Origin of the sequence: Rheinheimera mesophila, from assembly GCF_000986865.1 — a bacterium.
Classification (GTDB): Bacteria; Pseudomonadota; Gammaproteobacteria; order Enterobacterales; family Alteromonadaceae; genus Pararheinheimera; species Pararheinheimera mesophila.
Map to the genome: position 1 here is coordinate 1 of NZ_LAVS01000050.1, position 1,245 is coordinate 1,245.

The window sequence follows — 1,245 nt, forward strand, 5'->3', positions numbered from 1 at the left end:
GCCACTCGCTCGTTATCCTGATACAGATATCTCTTAGAGCCGAAAAATTGGTTTAAGTATTCTTTGCGTGCATTATCTGTCATGATCTACTTCTTAACTTTCACGAATATGTCGTTTTCCATCAGGTAGCACGCATAACGTCCTCTTGGATGCACTTGTGGCACATTAAACAAATGTGGCTTCTTTCTTCTTAGCTCAGCCTCTTTACGTCGTTGCCTAGCCATTTCACGTTCTTTGCTCTCTCGCTCCATGATTTTGGATAACACAATTTCTTTATACTCAGCTAAGCGCATACCATAAGGTGCATGTAAGGCTTCTAACAACGCCCAGCCACCTCGTACTCTTTTTGCAACCATTCCTGGAGTTAAACCATTCTTTTTTATCAATTCATTTTCATGTTCGGTAAATTTATATGGTTTACCGTTAATCTTTACGATACTCATTTATTCCACCTCTATATATGCGTGTCTTATTGTTATGCTGTCATACTCTAGTATTTCGTCCGGATTGTTATATAAGTAATCTGCCAGTGCATCTTTTTCATCATCCACATCATCAAAATGCTGATATTCAACTTCGGTAGGTATTCTTATATCAATCGTTGCATTTATATATGCTTGTTGTTGCATTAAATCACTTCATTTCTCTTTTTCTTTTACGTCTGACTTTCACTAAGTCCTCATATACCATCCATTCTTGACCTGTGTATTTAGGCGCTTTACATATCCACGTTAAATTCACATCTCTATACTGATATCTGAATATCTTCGCTTTGATGTTGGCAACTTCAGTCGCCTTACCTTTAACATCTAAAACTTCGACCAGTTTGCCATCCTTCCACAAAGAGAAATCAGCTATATACGTAATCGGTCTTTGTTTCCCAAATTTAGGTTGTAGTTCGAATTTCGGTTGTATTTCGATACGATCATAGTTAGTGCCATTCATATTACTTTCTAAATATTGGTAATATTCACACTCTACTTTGCTATCAAATACAATTCCTTTGTACTCAACTTTCTTAGCGTTGTATTTACTCATCGTCCACCTCTAAATATCAAATATCGTTGCTTGTAAACCTAGCTCTTGCTCATATAGAAGTCCGTGAGCGCCTTTAAATCGTTTTAGGTCACTATCAGTCATAATTTTCTTTTCGTCGCTGAAATGGGCTCCTGTGAGCGAATAAACTTCATTCTCATTCTCTTTATACTTGATGACCTTAATATCTTCTGTGCCATCTTCTCGGTA

The 1,245-nt window shown here is 37.0% G+C and carries 5 protein-coding genes; all 5 read right to left on the reverse strand.

The window, feature by feature from the left end; all coding sequences use genetic code 11:
• The coding region (locus SD53_RS18490) for an SAV1978 family virulence-associated passenger protein (protein WP_224758065.1) at positions 1-83 on the reverse strand (83 nt) is incomplete at its 3' end.
• A gap of 3 nt (positions 84-86) precedes the next feature.
• Positions 87-443, reverse strand: a complete 357-nt coding sequence (locus tag SD53_RS12340; RefSeq protein WP_000029376.1) for an SA1788 family PVL leukocidin-associated protein — start codon at positions 441-443, stop codon at positions 87-89.
• Positions 444-629: a DUF3113 family protein gene (locus tag SD53_RS12345; RefSeq protein WP_001187245.1), complete on the reverse strand. Its 186-nt coding sequence runs from the start codon at positions 627-629 to the stop codon at positions 444-446. It lies immediately after the preceding gene.
• A gap of 4 nt (positions 630-633) precedes the next feature.
• Entirely contained in the window at positions 634-1,038 is a 405-nt protein-coding gene (locus SD53_RS12350; protein WP_000049795.1) for a DUF1064 domain-containing protein, read from the reverse strand.
• Between the two features lie 9 nt (positions 1,039-1,047).
• Positions 1,048-1,245 (reverse strand): DUF3269 family protein (locus SD53_RS12355; protein ID WP_046520534.1); only part of this gene is annotated, 198 nt, incomplete at its 5' end.